The organism is Mesorhizobium sp. M0910, from assembly GCF_040319465.1.
Classification (GTDB): domain Bacteria; phylum Pseudomonadota; class Alphaproteobacteria; order Rhizobiales; family Rhizobiaceae; genus Mesorhizobium.
Window position 1 is genome coordinate 503992 of the sequence record NZ_JAMYNZ010000003.1, and the last position, 17208, is coordinate 521199.

Sequence of the window (17208 nt, forward strand, 5' to 3'; positions counted from 1 at the left end):
CTCGAAAGCATGCAGAGTCAGACGGACAGCCCCCTCGCTGCTTTTCAGACGGAGGCCGCATTTGATCGAGCATGATCTCTTCGACCGTGCATTCGCCCCGCTCGAAACGGCCGTGGCTGCGTCGCGCATTCCTGGCGGCGTGCTCGGCATGGTCGACTGGGACGGTCAACGCATCGTCCGGGCAGTCGGCTCAGCCCAAGTCGTGCCGAAGATACGGCCGATGCATATCGAAACATGGTTCGATCTGGCGTCGCTGACCAAAGTCATCTTCACCACGCCGCGTATCCTTGCACTGGCGGAAGAAGGCGTCATCGACCTCGACGCGCCGCTGATTTCGGTCCTGCCCGACCTTCGCCAATATGACGAAAAAGCCTGGGAACGGAAGGTGACGTTTCGCCAGTGTCTCGGTCATCAGACGCCGTTTCCCGCCGTTGCTCCAATCTACACCTATGGCCGCGATCCCGAGCTGTTGCGCGCCTTTGTCCTGCAGCGCGAGTGGCAGGTCGGGGAGCCGGTCTATTCCGATATCAATTTCATTCTGCTCGGCTTCGTCCTGGAGCGCCTGTCCGGCAAGACCATTCGCTACATGGATCCCGGTCCGGGCTTCGCGTTCTCCACCGAACCGGATCGCGCGGCGGCCACAGAAGACTGCACATGGCGCCATCGTGTTCTCTGCGGCGAGGTCCACGACGACAATTGCTCGGCATTGCAAGGGGCCGGTCACGCCGGGCTGTTCGGAACGGCGGCCGCGATCCTCGATTTTGCGCTAGGGCTGCTGGACGGGAGCGGCGCATCCGAGCGTTCAATAGCGCTGATGCGCACGCCCTTGTCGGCAACCCGCACCCATGGCTGGGAGCGGCCTTACGAAGGCTGGTCCGGCGGCCGGCTGTGCAGCCCCGGCACAATTGGCCATACCGGCTTCACCGGCACCGGGCTTTGGGTCGACTTCGACAAAGGCAGAGCATGGACCTTGCTCACCAACCGGATCCATCCGACACGTCATTTCAACAGCGGGATCGCAGCGCTAAGGCAATCGATCGGCGATCTCGTCAACGGAGCCTGACAAGTCATGATTGCTAAAAATGGCGCACCAATGTGGGCTGTCGGCCTGATGACCGGCACCGTGCTGGACGGTAATATCGACGTCGCGCTGATCAAGACCGACGGCGAACGGATCGCGGATTTCGGCACCTACACGCTGGCGCCTTACCCCAGGTCGATCCGCAGCCTGTTGGAGGAGACGTTGCGCCAGGCCAGGATCTGGAATTTCACCGGACCGGAACCGGCGATTTTTCGTGAGGCAGAGGAGGCACTGACGCGCGCCCAATCCGCCGCGGTCAGGGATCTTGTCGAAAGTCACGGCCTGACCATGGCCGATATCGGCGTCGTCGGCTTCCATGGCCAGACCGTGCTGCACCGTGCCCCGCAAGTGGGCCGGCTGGGCCAGACCCGCCAGCTCGGCGACGGCGAGCTGATGCATGCGATCCTTGGCACCAGGGTCGCCTATGACTTCCGCTCGGCCGACATGCGCGCCGGCGGCCAAGGTGCGCCGCTCTCTGCCGCCTATCACGCCGCGCTGCTGCGCGACGCTGATGCCAGTGGAGACACGGCAGTGCTCAATCTCGGTGGCGTCGCCAACATCACCTGGTGGGACGGCAAGGACAATGTCGTCGCCTTCGATACCGGACCGGCCAACGCGCCGCTGAACGACTTCATCAAGTCGAAGGGGCTTGGCGAAATGGACCGCGACGGCGCGTTGGCCCGCGCCGGGACGGTCGACGAGACGCGGCTGGCCAAGCTCCTGCAGCACCCTTACTTGACCAAACCCTACCCGAAATCGCTGGACCGTTTCGATTTCGGCGCCTCGATGGCGGACGGAATGAACGCCGCGGATGGGGCAGCCCTGCTGACGGCCTTCACCGCGGCCGCCGTCGCCAAAGCGCTCGATCTTCTGCCGCACCGGCCGAAGCGGCTGGTGGTCAGCGGCGGCGGTCGCCACAATCCAACGATCATGGCCATGCTTGCCAGCCGCGCCGGCGTCGAAGCGGTTCCGGCCGAGGCGCTGGGCTGGAAGGGCGATGCGGTGGAGGCGGAGTGCTTTGCCTTCCTAGCAGTGCGCGTGCTTAGGGGCTTGCCGATCAGCTTCCCCAGCACGACCGGCGTGCCGCAGCCGATGCGCGGAGGGCGGCTCGCCGGCTAATCGTGTTTCAGGTTCTTCTGTAAGAAGATGCGGCTGCGGCCAATGGGAAAGTCGGCGAGCGCACCGAACGGCCGGTAGCCGTGGCGCTCATAGGCCTTGGCCGCCTTGGGATTGAACGTGTCGATCCAGGCGCCGTGACAGTCGCGCGCGATCGCCTCCCTCTCGGCCGCCTCGAGCATCCTGCCGGCCATGCCGTGGCCGCGCAGTTTTTCATCGACCCAGAGCCATTGCACATAGAGCCAGCCCCAGGCGGTGTATCCCGAGATGCCGGCGACAATTACGCCGTGCTCATCGCGCACGAACACGGCCATTGCCTTCCTGCGGGAGGCGCCGACATCACTGTCGTTGAACGCAGCAAGCCGCTCTCCGAGAAAAGCCAGCTCGTGCGGCAAGGGATCGGCGGTTGTCTCAAGCGTTGTATTGTCCATCCACCAAGCATCTATCGATGGACGGGGCCGAGACGCAAGCCTTGCTGCGCTATAGCTTCGGCGAACGCCACGCCGCTGCCACAGCAGCGATCAGCATGAGCAGGGCTGCAACCACCGCCGACGCCGCAAAACCGAATGTGGAATAAAGCGGTCCGAACGCCGTGGTGCCGACGAACACCGCGAGATAGGTCACCGCGCTGTTCAAGCCCATGATCGTGCCGCGCCGCGCAGGATCGAGCGCGGACAGGCGCATCACCAGGACATTCAGGCCGAAATGATTGGCAAGGCCCCAGACGGCTATCATCGCTATGGTCAGATGGAAACTACTGCTCGCCGCGGCAATCGCGACATAGACGGCCGCGACGAGCAGGTAGGCAAATGGCATGACACGCCGCGCGCCCAGGCGGTCGATAACGCCGTCAAGAAGTGCCGCCGCGCCAAATCCGGCGCCATAAGCGAGCGCGGCCAGCCCGTTGGCGCTGACCGGCCGTCCCAAGCCATTGTGAAGGTGATCGCCAAGATAGCCATAGACACCGTAGAACGCGGTCATGAATGCGGCGCAGGCAACCAGAAGCGGCACTATGCCGGGGACGCTCAAAGCGCCCAGCGGCGTCGGCGCCGGGCCGCTCTTCCTGACATCGCTCAGCGACGTCAGCGTCAGGCTTGCCAATGCGAGTGCTGAGAGCACCGCGACCGCCGCGAAAACGGCGCGCCAATGCACCAGGTCGGCAAGTACGGCCGACAGCGAAACCCCGGCGATCATGCTCAGCGTCCAGCCGGTCAGCACGACGCCTATGGTGCCGCTTTCGCGGCCGGGCGGTGCAATCGCGGCGGAGCTGGCGTAGATTGCCGGCATGGCGACACCTGCAGCGATGCCGGCGAGAAGCTGGGCCGCGACCAGCGCCGTCACCGTCGGCGCAGCAGCGCTGGCGACGAGCGCTATCGCCAGCAGCAGCAACGCTCCTTGCAGCATGCGGCGGGCACCAAGCCGGTCGATATAGCGCGCCAGGAACAAAGCGCTCGCCGACGTACCGAGCCCGAACGCGGCGGACGCGATCATAACCGCCGGCACGCTTGTGCCGAAGGACGCGGCAACCGCCGGTGCGATCGGACCGAGCACCAGCGAGTTCGAGCCGATCACGGCAATGCATCCGGTGAGGAGGTAAGCGAGCGCCGGGATAGGCGGCCTTGCCGTAAATGTTGCGACTTGATCATTGTTCGACATATGGCGATATTGGCCGTACTAAATTCTGCATCAATAGGGAATTTCATTATGGATGAAGAAACAGATGGCATTCCGCAGAACAGGCCTGCCGCCCGCGATATCGATGCAATCGACCGAAAAATATTAAGCGTTCTGGTCGACGACGCCACGATCAGCTATGCCGAGCTCGGCGACCGCGTCGGCCTTTCACCGCCGGCAGCCCATGAACGCGTCAAGCGCCTGCGGCGCAGCGGTGCCATCCGCAACACCGCGATCATCATCGATCCAAAAGCGGTGCACAAGCCGCTGCTTGCCTTCGTCCATATCGACACCAAGGGGTGGGGCAAGACGCCGGAGCTGATGGCAATCTCCGAACACCCCGAAGTCGAGGAGATTCATTCGGTGGCCGGCGACACATGCATGCTGATCAAGGTCCGCACCGAGGACACGCGGGCACTCGAAGGCCTGTTGTCGCGCCTCTACGAAACGCCTGGTGTCACCTCGACCCGAAGCTACGTCGTGCTGTCGACCTATCTCGAGCGGCCGGTGCAGCCGGGGATAACGACGGAATGGCCGACCCCCCGGCACATGGCCAAGCCGCTTTATTAGCTCATACGATCCTCACGCGTATCCAACGTCGAACCGGAAACGTCTTAGGCACTGCATCCTGTGGTCATCCGTCGGGCCGGTTCGTTTGCGCCGGTTTTTGGATCCGACGGAATGCCTGTTGCGCAACCGGAGACACGCGATGAGAAAATTAATCGTAGGCAGCTTCATTTCGCTGGACGGCGTCATCGAAGCACCAATGGAATGGGCCTCGCCCTTCTTCGACGAGGAGATGAAGGAACACTCATATGAAAAGGCCGGCGAGGCGGATTTTTTCCTGCTCGGCCGCATCACCTATGAAATGTTTTCGGCGCGTTGGCCGCAGGTCAAAGGCAGCAAGTACATGGACCGCATGAACGGGCTGAACAAGCTCGTCGCTTCGCGCAGCCTCAAGGCAGTGAGCTGGAACGCGTCGCTGATCGAAGGCGACGTCGCTGCCGAAATCGCCAGGATCAAGCAGCAAACCGGCGGCAACATATTGAAGTATGGAGTGAGCAATCTCGACCAGACGCTGCTCGCCAACAGGCTTGTCGACGAGTATCAACTCTCGATCGTGCCGACCCGCGTCGGGCATGGCAAACGCGCTTTCCAGGATGTCGACCCGTCCCTGGTCAAGCTGGAGCTTATAGATACGCACCGTTTCAAGAACGGGGTCATTACGCTGACCTATGTCCCGCTGTGATCCGCCGCCGAATTGAATGCCGATGAAGATGCAGCCAAGACTTGACCCGACCGGGCTTTTCGACGTCCGCTACGCCGGCTTCCTGGAGACAGTCGCGCATTTGCGTGGACGGCTGCACCGCTACTGTGCACGTATGACCGGTTCGACGCTCGACGCCGAAGACGTGATGCAAGAGGCGCTGTTCGAGGCCTATCGGAAGATCGAGAAGCTGGACGATGCGACTGCTCTTCGCCCCTGGCTGTTTCGCATTGCACATAATCGCTGCATCGATTTCCTGCGAAGCCGGCAGGTGCGTCAGCATGCGGAGGCCAATTTCGTCGAAGACGAGATCATCCTGCCGGTCGAGCCGGCGGGCAAGGGCGCGGATCGCGCGATGGAACGGCTGGTGATCCACCTGCCGCCCAAGGAACGCGCCTGCGTCCTGCTCAAGGACGTCTTCGACTATTCGCTGGAAGAGATCGCCGATCTCGTCGGCTCGACCGTGGGTGGCGTCAAGGCCGCGTTGGGCCGTGGCCGCTCCAAATTGGGCGCCTTGTCAGGCGAGCCAATCGTGCGTTCGGAGCCCCAACGCGATCCGGAACTTCTGGAATTGCTCAGCCGCTATGTCGAACTGTTCAACCGCCGCGACTGGGACGGGGTTCGGGCGTTGACCAGCGCCGACGCACAATTGCGGGTCGCGGATTGCTTCAAGGGCAGGCTGTCGGAATCACCTTACTTCGTCGAATATGAAAGAGCCTCGACGGCCTGGAAAATGGCGATTGGCATGATCGATGGCGAGGCGGTGCTGCTCGTGCTCCACCATGGCGAAGACGGTTGGAAGCCGGCCCATCCGGTTCGGATCGAAGCCGCTGGCGGGACCATAAATCGCATCACCGATTATTATGCCTGCCGCTGGATCATGCCGACGGCTGGTGCGGTGGTCGTTTCCAGGCCGGCCTAACCAACAGGACATGCAAGTGTCCGGCATCAACCTCAATGAAATGGGATCAATGCCGGACAAGACATAGGGGGCTTACTGAAGCTTCGCCTGCAAGGCGTTGACGTCATCCGTCGTCATTTCGCCATCGGTCGTCACCTTGCCGTCGACGATCTTCCAGAGCCGGAACGGGCCGGTGATGTCGCCGTACTTATCGAAGGCTACAGGGCCGATGACGCCTTCGTAGCGGATCGGCTTGCCGTCCTTGATCAGGCCGAGCGCCTTGGCGAACTCGTCCTTGCCGGCATAGATCGGCGTGCCGGCCGGATCGACCGCCTTGTACATCGCGTCCTTGATCTTGGCCGGATCCTCGGAGCCGGCAATCGCGATAGCCAAGCCGACAATGGCGCCGGCATCATAGGACCGGTCGGCCGCCGGGTTCGACGGCTCAATGCCCGAAAATTCCTTGTAGTTCTTGGTGAAATATTCGGTCGATGCGGTCGGGCTGGTGCCCGAGGAAGTGCCATAGGCATCCTTCAAATAGTCGGCGCCGACGGATTCGATGAAATCCGGGCTGTTCATGCCGTCATTGAGCAGGAATTTCTGGACACCGCCCTGCGAAATCCAGGTACGGGCGATGGTTGCGCCATCGACAGGCGTGCTGACGAGGTAAAGCCCGTCCGGTTCGCCGGCCATGGCCGCGGTTACCTCCGAGGCATAGCTCGACTGCTTTTCATTGTAAGGCGTGTCGGAGACGATGGTGCCACCGAGCGCCTTATAGGCACGCGAGAATTCCGCCACCATGTTGACGCCGAAGTCGTTGTTGACGTGGATGACCGACAGCTTCTTGAAGCCCTTGTCGATGGCATATTTGGCGGCGGCGACGCCCTGCAGAGCGTCCGAGGTGATGGTGCGGAAAAAGATGCCGTTGGTCTTGCCGTCGCGCCCGAGCGCCGTCAGCGTCGGCGACGACGAAGCCGGCGACACCTGGACGATCTTGGCCGGCGCGGTGACCGAGGTCAGGATCGGGATCGACACAGAGGAGATGATGCCGCCTATGATCACCGGCACCTTCTTAACCTGCACGAGCTGGGTTGCGGCGTCGACCGCAATGTTGCCCTGGCTCTGGCTGTCGCGCGTGTCGGTCGCGAGATCGCAGCCGCGCACGCCGCCGGCATCGTTGATGTCGCGGAAGGCCATTTCGACCGACTTGGCGCCGGCCTGGCCGTATTCGCCGGCCGGGCCGGTCAGTTCCATGACGAGGCCGACGGTGATCTTGCAGTCGGCGGCCTGCGCTGCGCCGGCCGCTGTCAGCAAGGCGAGCGCGGTGGTGATCTGAAGTATCGTCTTTGTCATTGTTGTTCCCCTTTCGTTACACGACTCTCATTCACGTCTTGAGCCTGTTCAGCCTTCCGGCACCTGCAGCCAGGTTTCATGCAGATGTCGCCATTCGACGCCGTTAGGCGCCGATGAACTGGTGGTGAAAACGGCACTCGAGCGACGGCGGCTGTGCCTGCCGGCGCGTTGCTGTGCCTCGACGTAGCAGACGACGATCGTGTCCCCGGCCTGCCAGTCGGCCCGGATGTCCTCGATCGAGATACTGAAATCGCCGTCGCAGCTGGCGCGGCTTGCCCTGACATGGTCGAGCACCGCGTCACGATCGAGGACCTGGCCATCCGGTGCAACCATCTGGAAGCCTTTGCCCATGACGCTTTCGAAGCGCCTGAAATCTGCATTGTCCGCACTTGCTGCATTGAACCAGTCGACGAAGAAGCGGTGGAGATCGACCACCTCGACGCTGGCGCGGGAAAGCAAGGAGGGGTTTTCGTCCATGGCCGCGTTCATTTCCTGCCTGCATTCAAATTGTAATGCATGATCGAGCCGTGGCGGCCGTGACGGTCGCGTTCCAATGTGTAGACGTCGCCCAGCGGCCCCCGGCTTTGCGCGATTACGGCAGCGATCCTCGCCCGTTCGTCTGCATCGAGCGCGACGTCCATGATTCTGGCATTGGCAAGGGCGTGCGCCTGGTTGCGGGCGCCGACGATGACGGCCGCCACTTGCGGCTGCTGCAGCACCCAGGCGCTGGCGATGGTGGCGATGTCGACACCGCGGTGGTCGGCGATGGCCTTCAGTGTGCGAAGCAACTCCTGGAAAAGCTCCCAGCCGCCGAAATCATCGATGATCAGCTTGTATTTGACCAGCGACCGGTTTTCGAGCGGCGTCTGCGGCTCGGTAACGCCAAGCCATTTTTCGCTAAGGAAGCCGCCAGCCACCGAACCGTAGCAGAGGAAACTGACGCCATGCCGGCTGGCGAGTGCTGCAAGGCTGTTCGCCGGCCGCTGGTCGAGCACCGAGTATTGCAATTGCTGGCTGACCAGCGGCACACCCGCGGCCAGGATCTCGGCCAGCCGCAGCGTGTCGAAGTTCGTGGTGCCGATATTGCGCACCTTGCCTTCCCTGCGGATTTCGTCGAGCCAGCCCATCGCGTCGACATAGCGGGGCACCGAATAGTCCCACCAATGGAACTGCACAAGATCGAGGCGCTCAGTCTTCAACCGCCGCAGCGACTGGTCGACGATGCTGCTGATGTAGTCGCGGCCGATCGTGGAGAGCCGTTCGAGGTCAGGCACCAGCTTGGTGTGCACCTTCATCTTGGCGGCAGCGTCGAGGCCACGCTCATTGGCAAGGCGCAGGCGCGCCGCACCAATCAGTTCCTCGACACCGGTATAGATATCGGCGCAATCATAGGTCCAGATGCCGGCGTCGAACGTGGCGATCAGGTCGCTCACCGCCTGTTGGCGATCGACCGCGCCGTGCCCGCCGGCAAGCTGCCAGCCGCCGCGAATGACGCGCGAGATCGTGTAGCCGGGACTCAGTTCGAATGCCTTGGCGGTCATCTCTGGTCACTCTCCTTCGGCAGCGGAACCGCCGTGGTCTCGGCATGGCTGAACCGCCGCTTGCCCGTCCTGACGATCCGCAGCCGGCTGGCGCAATTCGGATCCGGACAAGCGATCTCGGCGTCCGACGTCATCCAGTCGTTCCTGTGGGTCGGGCGCTGCTTTGCGGCCAGAAGCGGCAACACTGCCGCAATGGAATAGATCGAGAAACCTTGCCCCGCCGGCATCGACAGCATCTCGCCCTTCAACTCGAAATAGTCGCCGGGCTTGGCGCCGCAATAGATCGGCTTGCCCTTGGGGATAACCGCCTCGACGCGAAGGTCGAAGAGTTCGAAACTGTCGTCGGTCTCAGCCATTCAGATCTCCACCCGGGTGAAGGTGATGTCGCAGGCACCGTTGCGGCGGATCACGCCACAAGCGGCTGCGAATTTATCGCGATCCTCAGGCACCACCTGCGCGACGACGCTTCCGGCAAGCCAGCCGATCGGGAATAGCAGGCGTGCACCCGCTCCGTAGAACAGGCCGACGTCAAAGATGGCATTCGGGTTGCCGCCCCACATGCGCGGCGGCACGTAGGACAACACGATGTCCCCCGGCTGCGGCGTCAGCGTTGCGTTCTCCGCCGGCAAGGGCCTGGCATACGTTTGGCCCTCAAGTTCGGCTGATGGAACCGGGCAGGAGATTTCCGGCCCCGTCCACATAGCATGGATGCCGGCAACGACGCGCGGCTGCTCGAGATAGGCCAGCAGGAAGGCAGCGTTGTCGGGCGCCTTTTCAGGCAACATCAGCGCGGTCACGGAAAGCATCGAGTGTGGCTCGGTGATGCTGATGCCAGGCGCCCTCATGCCCTCAATCCTTCCTTGCTTGTGGATTGGAGCTTGTCGCGCAGAAAGGCGAAGGGCCGGCTGATGTCGGCCACCAGAGCCTCGCGCGCCGCTTGCGCATCCTGCCTTGAAAGCGCTGCGACGATGCTGCGGTGGTAGTGGGCCGTATCGACCTCGCCGGCGTCGGAAAAGGCGTAGATGGCTACGCGGATGCACGGTCCGGATTGCAGCCAGAGGCTCTCGATCATCGGGATCAGCACGGCGGAACCGCAGCATCGGTAGATCTCGAAGTGGAAGCTCTGATTGAGCGTCGCCTCCCGGTCGATGTCCTTCTTGTGCTTCAGCGCCCGCATCTCGTCCCACTCGCCGAGCATGGCCTCGACCGAAGCGATCTGGCGCGGGTTCATGCGCGTCGCGGCCAGCGCGATCGCTTCGCCCTCGATCAGAGAGCGGGCGCGCAAGAGGTCGTCGATGCGCTCCAGCGTGATCGGCGGCACGCGCACTGAACGGTTGGGAAGCGCCTCCAGCGCCTTCTCGGTGATCAGCCGTCCGAGCGCCTCGCGCACCGGCATGGTGCTGGTGACCAGCGCGTCGGCGAGGCCGCGGATGGTCAGCACCTGGCTCGGCTCGAAAAGGCCGCCGATCAAGGCGCGGCGCAGCTCCGAATAGACGCGATCCTGCACGGTCTCGCGGCCGACCGGCGTAAGCTGGGCTGCGATCATCTCATTGTTCTTTTCGATGGCGGCCTTCTGCATAGGCAATCCCGGTCTTGGCCGTTTTCGGCTTGCGGAAGAAATTAAAGCCGAATAGCGTGATCAAAGCAAGCGTGATCACAAATCAGATCATAGGCGACGAAGATCGCTTTTCGGCCAGAGGAATTGATGAGCGACACGACGGAACGGCAGGAGGAGATCCGTACGCCGGTCCTCACGGCCAGGAACGTCCTCAGACGCTTCGGCGGCCTGGTCGCGGTCAACAATGTCTCGTTCGACGTCCGGCCGGGCGAAATACTTGGCCTTATCGGCCCGAACGGCGCCGGCAAGACCACGATGTTCGACCTGCTCGCCGGCAGCATTCTGCCGACCAGCGGCGAAATCCTCCTCAACGGCGTATCGGTGTCGGGGGAAGCTGCCCATCGCCGCATCCGCCGCGGCCTCGGCCGCACGTTCCAGATCCCCCGGCCCTTGCCTAACCTGACGCTGATCGAAAACGTCATGCTGGCTGCTCAAGGGCAGGCCGGAGAAAAACTGCTCGCCAATTTCCTGACGCCCCGGCGGGTCGCTGCCGAAGAAAGGGCTGCCGAGATAAGAGCCGTCGAACTACTCGAGCTCGTCACGATCGCTCACCTTGCGCACGAGCCGGCGCGCGTGCTTTCAGGCGGCCAGCGCAAGCTGCTCGAGCTGGCCCGCGTGATGATGGCCGACCCGGCGATCATCCTGCTCGACGAGCCGGCGGCCGGGGTCAACGCAACCCTGCTCGAGATCATCATCGACCGCATCCGCGACATCAATGCGCGCGGCATCACCTTCCTGCTGATCGAGCACAATATCGACATGGTGACGCGACTCTGCCACCGCGTGCTGGTCATGGCGAGCGGCCAGCTTCTGCGCGAAGGCACTCCGGACGAGGTGGCGCGTGACCCACGCGTCATCCAGGCCTACCTCGGAGGCACGGCATGAGCCAAAGGGTACTCGATGTCCGCGATCTCGAAGCCGGCTATGAGCCCGGCGTTCCGATCGTGCGCGGCGCCTCGATCACCGTCGACAAGGGCGAGATCGTCGTCGTCCTCGGTCCCAACGGCGCCGGCAAGTCGAGCCTTATCAAGGCCATCGCCGGCCTTGTCCCGATCACCGGCGGCACGGTGCTGCTGGACGGCAAGGATATCACGGCGTCGCCCGCCCACACCATGGTCCGCCTTGGCCTTGCCTTCGTGCCACAGACGGAGAACATCTTCCCGCTGATGTCGGTCGAGGACAATCTCAAGGTCGCCTGCGGCATTCTGAGGCCGCGCGAGGTCCCCGCCCGCATTGAGGAAATGTATGCGGTCTTTCCCGATCTCGCCCTTCAGCGCAGAACAGCCGCGGGCAATCTCTCAGGCGGACAGCGGCAGATGCTGGCCGTCGCGCGGGCATTGATCGTCCATCCCAAGGCGCTGGTGCTCGATGAGCCGTCGGCCGGCCTGTCGCCGAAATTCGTGTCGATGGTGTTCGAGATGCTGGCCGGCATCCGCAAATCCGGCGTCACCATCCTGCTGGTCGAGCAGAACGCGAAGGCAGCGCTTGCCATTGGAGACCGCGCCTACGTGCTGGTCGAGGGCAAGGAGCGGCACCAGGGCATCGCCTCCGAGCTCTGGAACGATCCGGTCGTCGCCGAACTCTACCTTGGCCAGCGCCGCCCCGACTTCGGGAAAGGAGGCGCGGCATGAACCTGCAATTTGTCGTCGACGGACTGCTGGCAGGCTCGATGATCGGCCTCGGCGCCATCGGCGTGACGCTCACCTATTCGATCCTGCGCTTCTCGAACTTCGCCCATGGCGACTTCATGGCCTGGGGCGCCTATGCGACGCTGGCCGTGGTTGGCGCCATTGGCGCGATGTTCGGCAAGATCGCGCCGATCGCGCCCCTCTCCTTCGGTTGGCCGCTGATCGCCGCGCTCATCATCGGCATGGCGGTTACCGGCCTGCTGGCACTGGCGCTCGATCTGGTGCTGTTCGCGCGGCTGCGGGCCAAGGGCCAGGCGATCATCGTGGTGATGGCCAGCTTCGGCGCCTCGATGGCGCTGAGAAGCCTGCTCGAATTCATCTTCACCTCGCGTCCGACCTATTTCAGCCGGGCCATCCAGATCGCCATGCCCGTCGGCTTCGGCATTCGCATCACCCCCGACCAGATCGCGCTGCTGCTGCTGACCGCCGTGCTCGTGCTCGGTGTGCACCTCCTGATGACCCGCACCCAGACCGGCCGTTCGATGCAGGCATTGAGCCAGAACGCGGCACTGGCGCGCATCGTTGGCATCGACGTCGCCAAGGTGGTGCGCGTCACCTGGCTCATCGGCGGCGCGCTGGCCTGCGTCGCCGGCGTCATGATCGGCATTCTCATTCAGATCCGGCCATTCATGGGTTTCGAGATGCTGTTGCCGATGTTCGCGGCCGCCATCCTCGGCGGCATCGGCAGCGTGCCCGGCGCCGTTCTCGGCGGTTTGATCATCGGCATGGCCGAAGCGGGTGCCGTGCAATTGATCGGCGCCGAATGGCGGGCGGCCGTCTCCTTCATCATCCTGATGGCGGTGCTGTTCGTGCGCCCCATCGGCCTTTTCGGAGTGAGGGAACGCTGATGGATCTGCTCGGCTACGGCGCTTTCTTCCTGACCACCGCGCTGATTTTTTCGCTCGTCACGCTCGGGCTCAACCTGCAATGGGGGCTGACCGGGCTTTTCAATGTCGGGGTCGCCGGCTTCGTTGCCATCGGCGCCTACACCTCGGCACTGCTGACCACGCCCGACGATGCCGCGCGGCTCGGCGGCTTCGATCTGCCGATCCTTGTCGGCTGGCTCGGCGCCATGCTGGTGGGCGGCGTCGCGGCCGCCATCACCGGCATCGCGACGCTGCGCCTGAGATCGGACTATCTGGCGATCACTACTTTCGGCGTCGCCGTCGTCGTGCAACTGGTAGCGCTCAATGCCCAGAAGCTGACCGGCGGCCCATTCGGCATCGGCTTCATTCCGCGTCCGCTCGGCGGTCTTGCCGAAACGCCGTTGCTGTTCAACCTTTCGAACCTTGCGATCGTCTCGGTGGTGACGCTGATCGTCTATCTCGCGCTGGAGCATCTGTCGCGCAGCCCGTGGGGGCGCGTGTTGAAGGCGCTTCGCGAGGACGAGCGGGCCGCGATATCCCTAGGTAAAAGCGCACGGTTCTACCGCGTCCAGGCCTTTGCCGTGGGCGGTGCCATCATGGCACTGGCCGGCGCGTTGCAGGCGCATTTCACCGGCTTCATCGCTCCGGACAATTATCTGCCGGCGCTGACCTTCCAGGTCTGGGTGATGCTGATCGTCGGCGGCTCGGGCAGCAACATCGGCGCCGTCATCGGCAGCATCCTGGTCTGGGCGATATGGGCCGGATCGGGAGCCTTGACCAGTGTGTTGTTCTCGCCGGAACAGCAGGCACGCGCCGCTTCGCTGCAGATCGTGGCGATCGGCGTGATGTTGTGCGTCATCCTTCTGGTCAGGCCGAACGGCCTGTTCGGCGACAGGCCGCGGCGCGCAAGGTTCGGCAAGGGCGCGAAAGCGGCTCCGGACGAGAGCGCTGCAAGGTCATGAGCAGCGTTGCCGTGCCACGCGGCCTTTCGCTATGGCACGCCGTCGGCCGTAACCGCCGCGACCGGCCTTCGCTCGAAGGTGCACTCGAGGTCGATCTGGCGATTGTCGGCGGCGGATTTTCTGGCCTTTCCGCCGCGCTGCACACCGCCGAGAAAGGCATCTCGGTCGCCGTCCTCGAAGCCGAAATCATCGCCTGGGGGGCGACCGGCAGGAACGCCGGTTTTGTCGTGCCGAATTTCGCAAAAAGAGACCCCGACGATATCATTGCCCAGCTCGGACCCGAACGCGGCGAACGCCTTGTCGGGTTCGCCGCCGGCAGCGCCGACCTCGTCTTCGACCTGATCAAGCGGCATGCCATCGAATGCGATGCCATCCAGAGCGGCTGGATACAACCAGCCCATTCACCGGCCGCTTTGGAAAAGACCAGATCGCGGGCCGAACAATGGGCAAGGCGCGGAAGGCCGACTGTTGCGCTGGACAGGCAAGCGATCGAGGATCTGACCGGCGTTCACGGCTATGTCGGCGGCTGGATGGATCGGTCGGGTGGCGTCCTCAATCCGGTCGAATATGCGCGCGGCCTCGCCGATGCGGCGGAAAAGGCCGGCGCGCGCATTTTCGAACATACGCGTGTCGCGTTGATCGATCACATAGGCGATGGTTGGGCTTTGAAGACGGCCTCCGGCTCGGTACGCGCAGGAAAGGTGCTGGTCGCCACCAACGCCTATGGCGGGCCGCTGGATCGCGCGCTGCAGCGAACCTATTTCCCGCTGAAAATCTTCCAGATCGCGACAGCGCCGCTGCCGCGCGAGATACGCACTCGCCTGCTTCCTGGCGGGCAAGGCGTCGGCGACACAAGACGCAATCTCTTCACCTTCCGCTTCGACGGCGAAAACAGGCTGATCACTGGCGGCATGCATGTTTTTGGCCCCGGTGCCGACACGCGGGTGCCGCGGGCGATCTGGCGGCGCCTGGCAAAACACCTTGACCTCCCGGAGATCCCGCCGCTTGAATATAGCTGGTCGGGGATGGCTGCCGTCGAGCCCGACTTCCTGCCGCGCCTTGTCGATCTCGGCCCCGGCCTGATCGCGGGCTTTGCCTGCAACGGACGCGGCATCGCCATGACGACGAGCATGGGCAAGGTGCTCGCGGATTGGACTGACGGAACAAAGCCTCAGGATTTGCCGCTGCCGTTTGCGCCGCCGTCGCCGATCCCGTTCCACGGCCTGACGCGGCACGCGCCAAACATGCTGCTTCCCCTAAGCATGCTGCGCGATCGGCTGGATGGCTGATCGACGTGCGCGTCCGTCCGCCGTCCTGATACCGAACCGCTAGACTCGCTCAAATCATGTTGTTAACGACAGCGGATGAAGCAGAACTATCTTTATCTCATCATCGGCGCTTTGGTCGTCGCCGTCATTGCCTTGGGCATTTACGTCTATCGCGAGGAGACCAAGCCGAAAGGCGTGGAACTTCGTATCGACGATTCCGGCATTTCAGTTCAGGAAAAGTAGACATTTCTGCTCCCCGACTTGCGCGCTGAAGCCGACTTGCACCGTCTCAACCAAGCTCCAAGGTCGTTATCGCATAGACACCGGACTGCGTGAGCTGCGGCGCCCTTCCCTTGTACATTCGAGCCGTTTCGAAGCCCGGTTGAAGGCTGGCGGACGACAGCAAATCTGCAAATTGCCCGCTGGTTTCGGGGACGTCGAGATGGACGTTTCCGGGGCCGCACATCTGCGCGAGCGCGGCGAAGAGACGGCTTGCCGTGTCCAGATTGTCGGCAAAGAGCGGGCCGACCTTGCAGCCGTCGCGGCATCGGCGCGCGACGCCGTATCCCGCAATTGCGCCGTCCTTGACCATGGCAGGCGCCATATGCGGCGGGCGCAGCCAGTGTTCCAGGAAGGACTGTCTCGGGCCGGGAAAGAAGCGGCGGTCATAGGCCAGTATGTCCGGCACGAGATCCGGCCCTATTGCGCAAATGTCACTGCCGACGGCTGCCGGAACATCCGGCAATCCGACGAACCGGATCGTCCGGTAGGCCGGTGCAAAACCCATGCTGCGGTAGTTGGCCTGCTGTTCGACGACGCCGTCGAGTCCGATCGTGCGGTTGCCGAGCCGCGCCATGCCGGCATCCCAGACCGCCTTGCCATGGCCCGCACCGCGCCTGTCCGGCCGGCAGATATAGAGGCCGATGAAGCCGAAATCGTCGCCATACGCCACAGCCGAAATGCCGGCCACCATCTCGCCTTCGACAAAGGCGCCGATGAAGCCCTGCGGGTCCGCTGCCTGGAACAGAGCGGCGTCGCCGAGGCCGGCATTCCAGCCTTCCTGCGCCGCCCAGTCGACAAGGGTTTCCACCTCTTCAAGTGCGAGTGTTCGGATCGTTCTGAGCATTTTCGATCACTCGGCGGCGCCAGGCGCGAAGGATTTCAACGCGCCATGATAAGACTTTGCCAACGGGCTTGCATAGGCGCCGCGCTTGGATGTCGTCAGGCCAAGGGCGATCAATGCCTCGGCCTGTTTCACGGCAGCGCCCACGCCGTCGATGACCGGAAGCCCGAATTCCCGCTGCAGCGCCGCCGCCAGATCGGCCATGCCGGCGCAGCCGAGCACGATCGCCTCGGCGCGATCCTCGTCGATGGCGCGCGCAATCTCGTTGCGCAGCCTGAGCAGTGCGTCGGACGCCGGATCTTCGAGGGCAAGAACCGGGATGTCGGCGGCGCGCACACGCGCGCGCCCTGCCATGCCATAGCGCTGCACCAACCCTTCGACCGGCACGCGCGAACGTCCGGTGGTGGTGACGACCGTGAAGCGCTGGGCGATGAACGAGGCCGTGCTGAGCGATGCCTCGCAAATGCCGATGACCGGAATGTTGGCCATGGCGCGCGCGGCATCGAGGCCGGTGTCGTCGAAACAGGCAATGATCGCGGCTTGCGCGCCCGAGCGTTCGCCGGCGGCGATCTCGACCAGCAGGCCGGGCACGGCAAGTGCTTCATCGTAATAGCCTTCGATCGATACAGGTCCCATCGACGAGGTGACGGCAACGATCTTCGTCGATTGGGCAGCGACCGATCGGGCCGCCGCCGCGATAGTGTCGGTCATGCTGGCGGTGGTGTTTGGATTGACGACGAGGATCTGCAC

At 63.5% G+C, this 17208-nt stretch carries 21 protein-coding genes; 11 read left to right on the top strand and 10 right to left on the bottom strand.

The features are described 5' to 3' along the window. Positions 1-61: 61 nt before the first annotated feature. Both NKH78_RS10045 and NKH78_RS10050 read left to right on the top strand, forming a co-directional pair. Positions 62-1063, top strand: a complete 1002-nt coding sequence (locus NKH78_RS10045) for a serine hydrolase domain-containing protein (protein WP_352505362.1) — start codon at positions 62-64, stop codon at positions 1061-1063. 6 nt (positions 1064-1069) lie between these two features. Beyond that, complete coding sequence (locus NKH78_RS10050; RefSeq protein WP_352505363.1) at positions 1070-2200, top strand: anhydro-N-acetylmuramic acid kinase; 1131 nt, start codon at positions 1070-1072, stop codon at positions 2198-2200. On the opposite strand, the gene NKH78_RS10055 is transcribed toward NKH78_RS10050, so the two are convergent. Both NKH78_RS10055 and NKH78_RS10060 read right to left on the bottom strand, forming a co-directional pair. Next, positions 2197-2628 carry a GNAT family N-acetyltransferase gene (locus tag NKH78_RS10055; protein ID WP_352505364.1) on the bottom strand — a complete coding sequence of 144 codons (432 nt, stop codon included), beginning with the start codon at positions 2626-2628 and terminating at the stop codon, positions 2197-2199. The two genes, NKH78_RS10050 and NKH78_RS10055, sit on opposite strands and share 4 nt — an antisense overlap. A gap of 49 nt (positions 2629-2677) precedes the next feature. Then, positions 2678-3853 carry an MFS transporter gene (locus tag NKH78_RS10060; protein ID WP_352688658.1) on the bottom strand — a complete coding sequence of 392 codons (1176 nt, stop codon included), beginning with the start codon at positions 3851-3853 and terminating at the stop codon, positions 2678-2680. Between the two features lie 48 nt (positions 3854-3901). On the opposite strand from NKH78_RS10060, the gene NKH78_RS10065 reads away from it, so the two are divergent. From NKH78_RS10065 to NKH78_RS10075, 3 genes are all read left to right on the top strand, one after another. Next, the gene (locus NKH78_RS10065; protein ID WP_352476516.1) at positions 3902-4441 is read left to right on the top strand and encodes an Lrp/AsnC family transcriptional regulator; all 540 of its coding nucleotides are present in this window, start codon (positions 3902-3904) and stop codon (positions 4439-4441) included. A gap of 139 nt (positions 4442-4580) precedes the next feature. Continuing rightward, positions 4581-5120 carry a dihydrofolate reductase family protein gene (locus tag NKH78_RS10070; RefSeq protein ID WP_352505366.1) on the top strand — a complete coding sequence of 180 codons (540 nt, stop codon included), beginning with the start codon at positions 4581-4583 and terminating at the stop codon, positions 5118-5120. 22 nt (positions 5121-5142) lie between these two features. Further along, positions 5143-6060 carry a sigma-70 family RNA polymerase sigma factor gene (locus NKH78_RS10075; RefSeq protein ID WP_352505367.1) on the top strand — a complete coding sequence of 306 codons (918 nt, stop codon included), beginning with the start codon at positions 5143-5145 and terminating at the stop codon, positions 6058-6060. A 72-nt stretch (positions 6061-6132) separates the two neighbouring features. Here NKH78_RS10075 and NKH78_RS10080 read toward each other — a convergent pair whose 3' ends face one another. The 6 genes from NKH78_RS10080 to NKH78_RS10105 are packed head-to-tail and all read right to left on the bottom strand — an operon-like array spanning position 6133 to position 10512. Beyond that, positions 6133-7392, bottom strand: coding sequence for an ABC transporter substrate-binding protein (locus tag NKH78_RS10080; protein ID WP_128244314.1), 1260 nt, complete (start codon positions 7390-7392; stop codon positions 6133-6135). Positions 7393-7440: 48 nt separating this feature from the next. After that, positions 7441-7869 carry a DUF4440 domain-containing protein gene (locus tag NKH78_RS10085; protein ID WP_352505370.1) on the bottom strand — a complete coding sequence of 143 codons (429 nt, stop codon included), beginning with the start codon at positions 7867-7869 and terminating at the stop codon, positions 7441-7443. Positions 7870-7877: 8 nt separating this feature from the next. Beyond that, positions 7878-8933 carry an aldo/keto reductase gene (locus NKH78_RS10090; protein WP_352505371.1) on the bottom strand — a complete coding sequence of 352 codons (1056 nt, stop codon included), beginning with the start codon at positions 8931-8933 and terminating at the stop codon, positions 7878-7880. Further along, the gene (locus NKH78_RS10095) at positions 8930-9289 is read right to left on the bottom strand and encodes a TIGR04076 family protein (protein WP_352505372.1); all 360 of its coding nucleotides are present in this window, start codon (positions 9287-9289) and stop codon (positions 8930-8932) included. The genes NKH78_RS10090 and NKH78_RS10095 overlap by 4 nt, the downstream gene beginning before the upstream one ends. After that, positions 9290-9778 carry a DUF3830 family protein gene (locus NKH78_RS10100; protein ID WP_352688652.1) on the bottom strand — a complete coding sequence of 163 codons (489 nt, stop codon included), beginning with the start codon at positions 9776-9778 and terminating at the stop codon, positions 9290-9292. After that, complete coding sequence (locus NKH78_RS10105) at positions 9775-10512, bottom strand: GntR family transcriptional regulator (RefSeq protein ID WP_352505374.1); 738 nt, start codon at positions 10510-10512, stop codon at positions 9775-9777. Before NKH78_RS10105 ends, NKH78_RS10100 begins: the two co-directional genes overlap by 4 nt. Before the next feature lie 126 nt (positions 10513-10638). Here NKH78_RS10105 and NKH78_RS10110 point away from each other — a divergent pair, with 126 nt between their 5' ends. The 6 genes from NKH78_RS10110 to NKH78_RS10135 all read left to right on the top strand — a co-directional run bounded on the left by NKH78_RS10110 (position 10639) and on the right by NKH78_RS10135 (position 15578). Beyond that, on the top strand, positions 10639-11436 hold the full coding sequence (locus NKH78_RS10110; protein WP_352505375.1) for an ABC transporter ATP-binding protein: 798 nt from the start codon (positions 10639-10641) through the stop codon (positions 11434-11436). Then, positions 11433-12182, top strand: coding sequence for an ABC transporter ATP-binding protein (locus NKH78_RS10115; RefSeq protein WP_352505376.1), 750 nt, complete (start codon positions 11433-11435; stop codon positions 12180-12182). The genes NKH78_RS10110 and NKH78_RS10115 overlap by 4 nt, the downstream gene beginning before the upstream one ends. Further along, complete coding sequence (locus NKH78_RS10120; RefSeq protein ID WP_352688649.1) at positions 12179-13087, top strand: branched-chain amino acid ABC transporter permease; 909 nt, start codon at positions 12179-12181, stop codon at positions 13085-13087. The genes NKH78_RS10115 and NKH78_RS10120 overlap by 4 nt, the downstream gene beginning before the upstream one ends. Further along, entirely contained in the window at positions 13084-14067 is a 984-nt protein-coding gene (locus NKH78_RS10125) for a branched-chain amino acid ABC transporter permease (RefSeq protein ID WP_352688736.1), read from the top strand. The genes NKH78_RS10120 and NKH78_RS10125 overlap by 4 nt, the downstream gene beginning before the upstream one ends. Beyond that, positions 14064-15356: an NAD(P)/FAD-dependent oxidoreductase gene (locus NKH78_RS10130; RefSeq protein WP_352505378.1), complete on the top strand. Its 1293-nt coding sequence runs from the start codon at positions 14064-14066 to the stop codon at positions 15354-15356. Before NKH78_RS10125 ends, NKH78_RS10130 begins: the two co-directional genes overlap by 4 nt. A 75-nt stretch (positions 15357-15431) precedes the next feature. Further along, positions 15432-15578: a hypothetical protein gene (locus NKH78_RS10135; protein ID WP_023716676.1), complete on the top strand. Its 147-nt coding sequence runs from the start codon at positions 15432-15434 to the stop codon at positions 15576-15578. Between the two features lie 46 nt (positions 15579-15624). Here NKH78_RS10135 and NKH78_RS10140 read toward each other — a convergent pair whose 3' ends face one another. Next, positions 15625-16461 carry a GNAT family N-acetyltransferase gene (locus NKH78_RS10140; protein ID WP_352882797.1) on the bottom strand — a complete coding sequence of 279 codons (837 nt, stop codon included), beginning with the start codon at positions 16459-16461 and terminating at the stop codon, positions 15625-15627. 6 nt (positions 16462-16467) lie between these two features. Then, complete coding sequence (locus NKH78_RS10145; RefSeq protein WP_352688645.1) at positions 16468-17208, bottom strand: aspartate/glutamate racemase family protein; 741 nt, start codon at positions 17206-17208, stop codon at positions 16468-16470.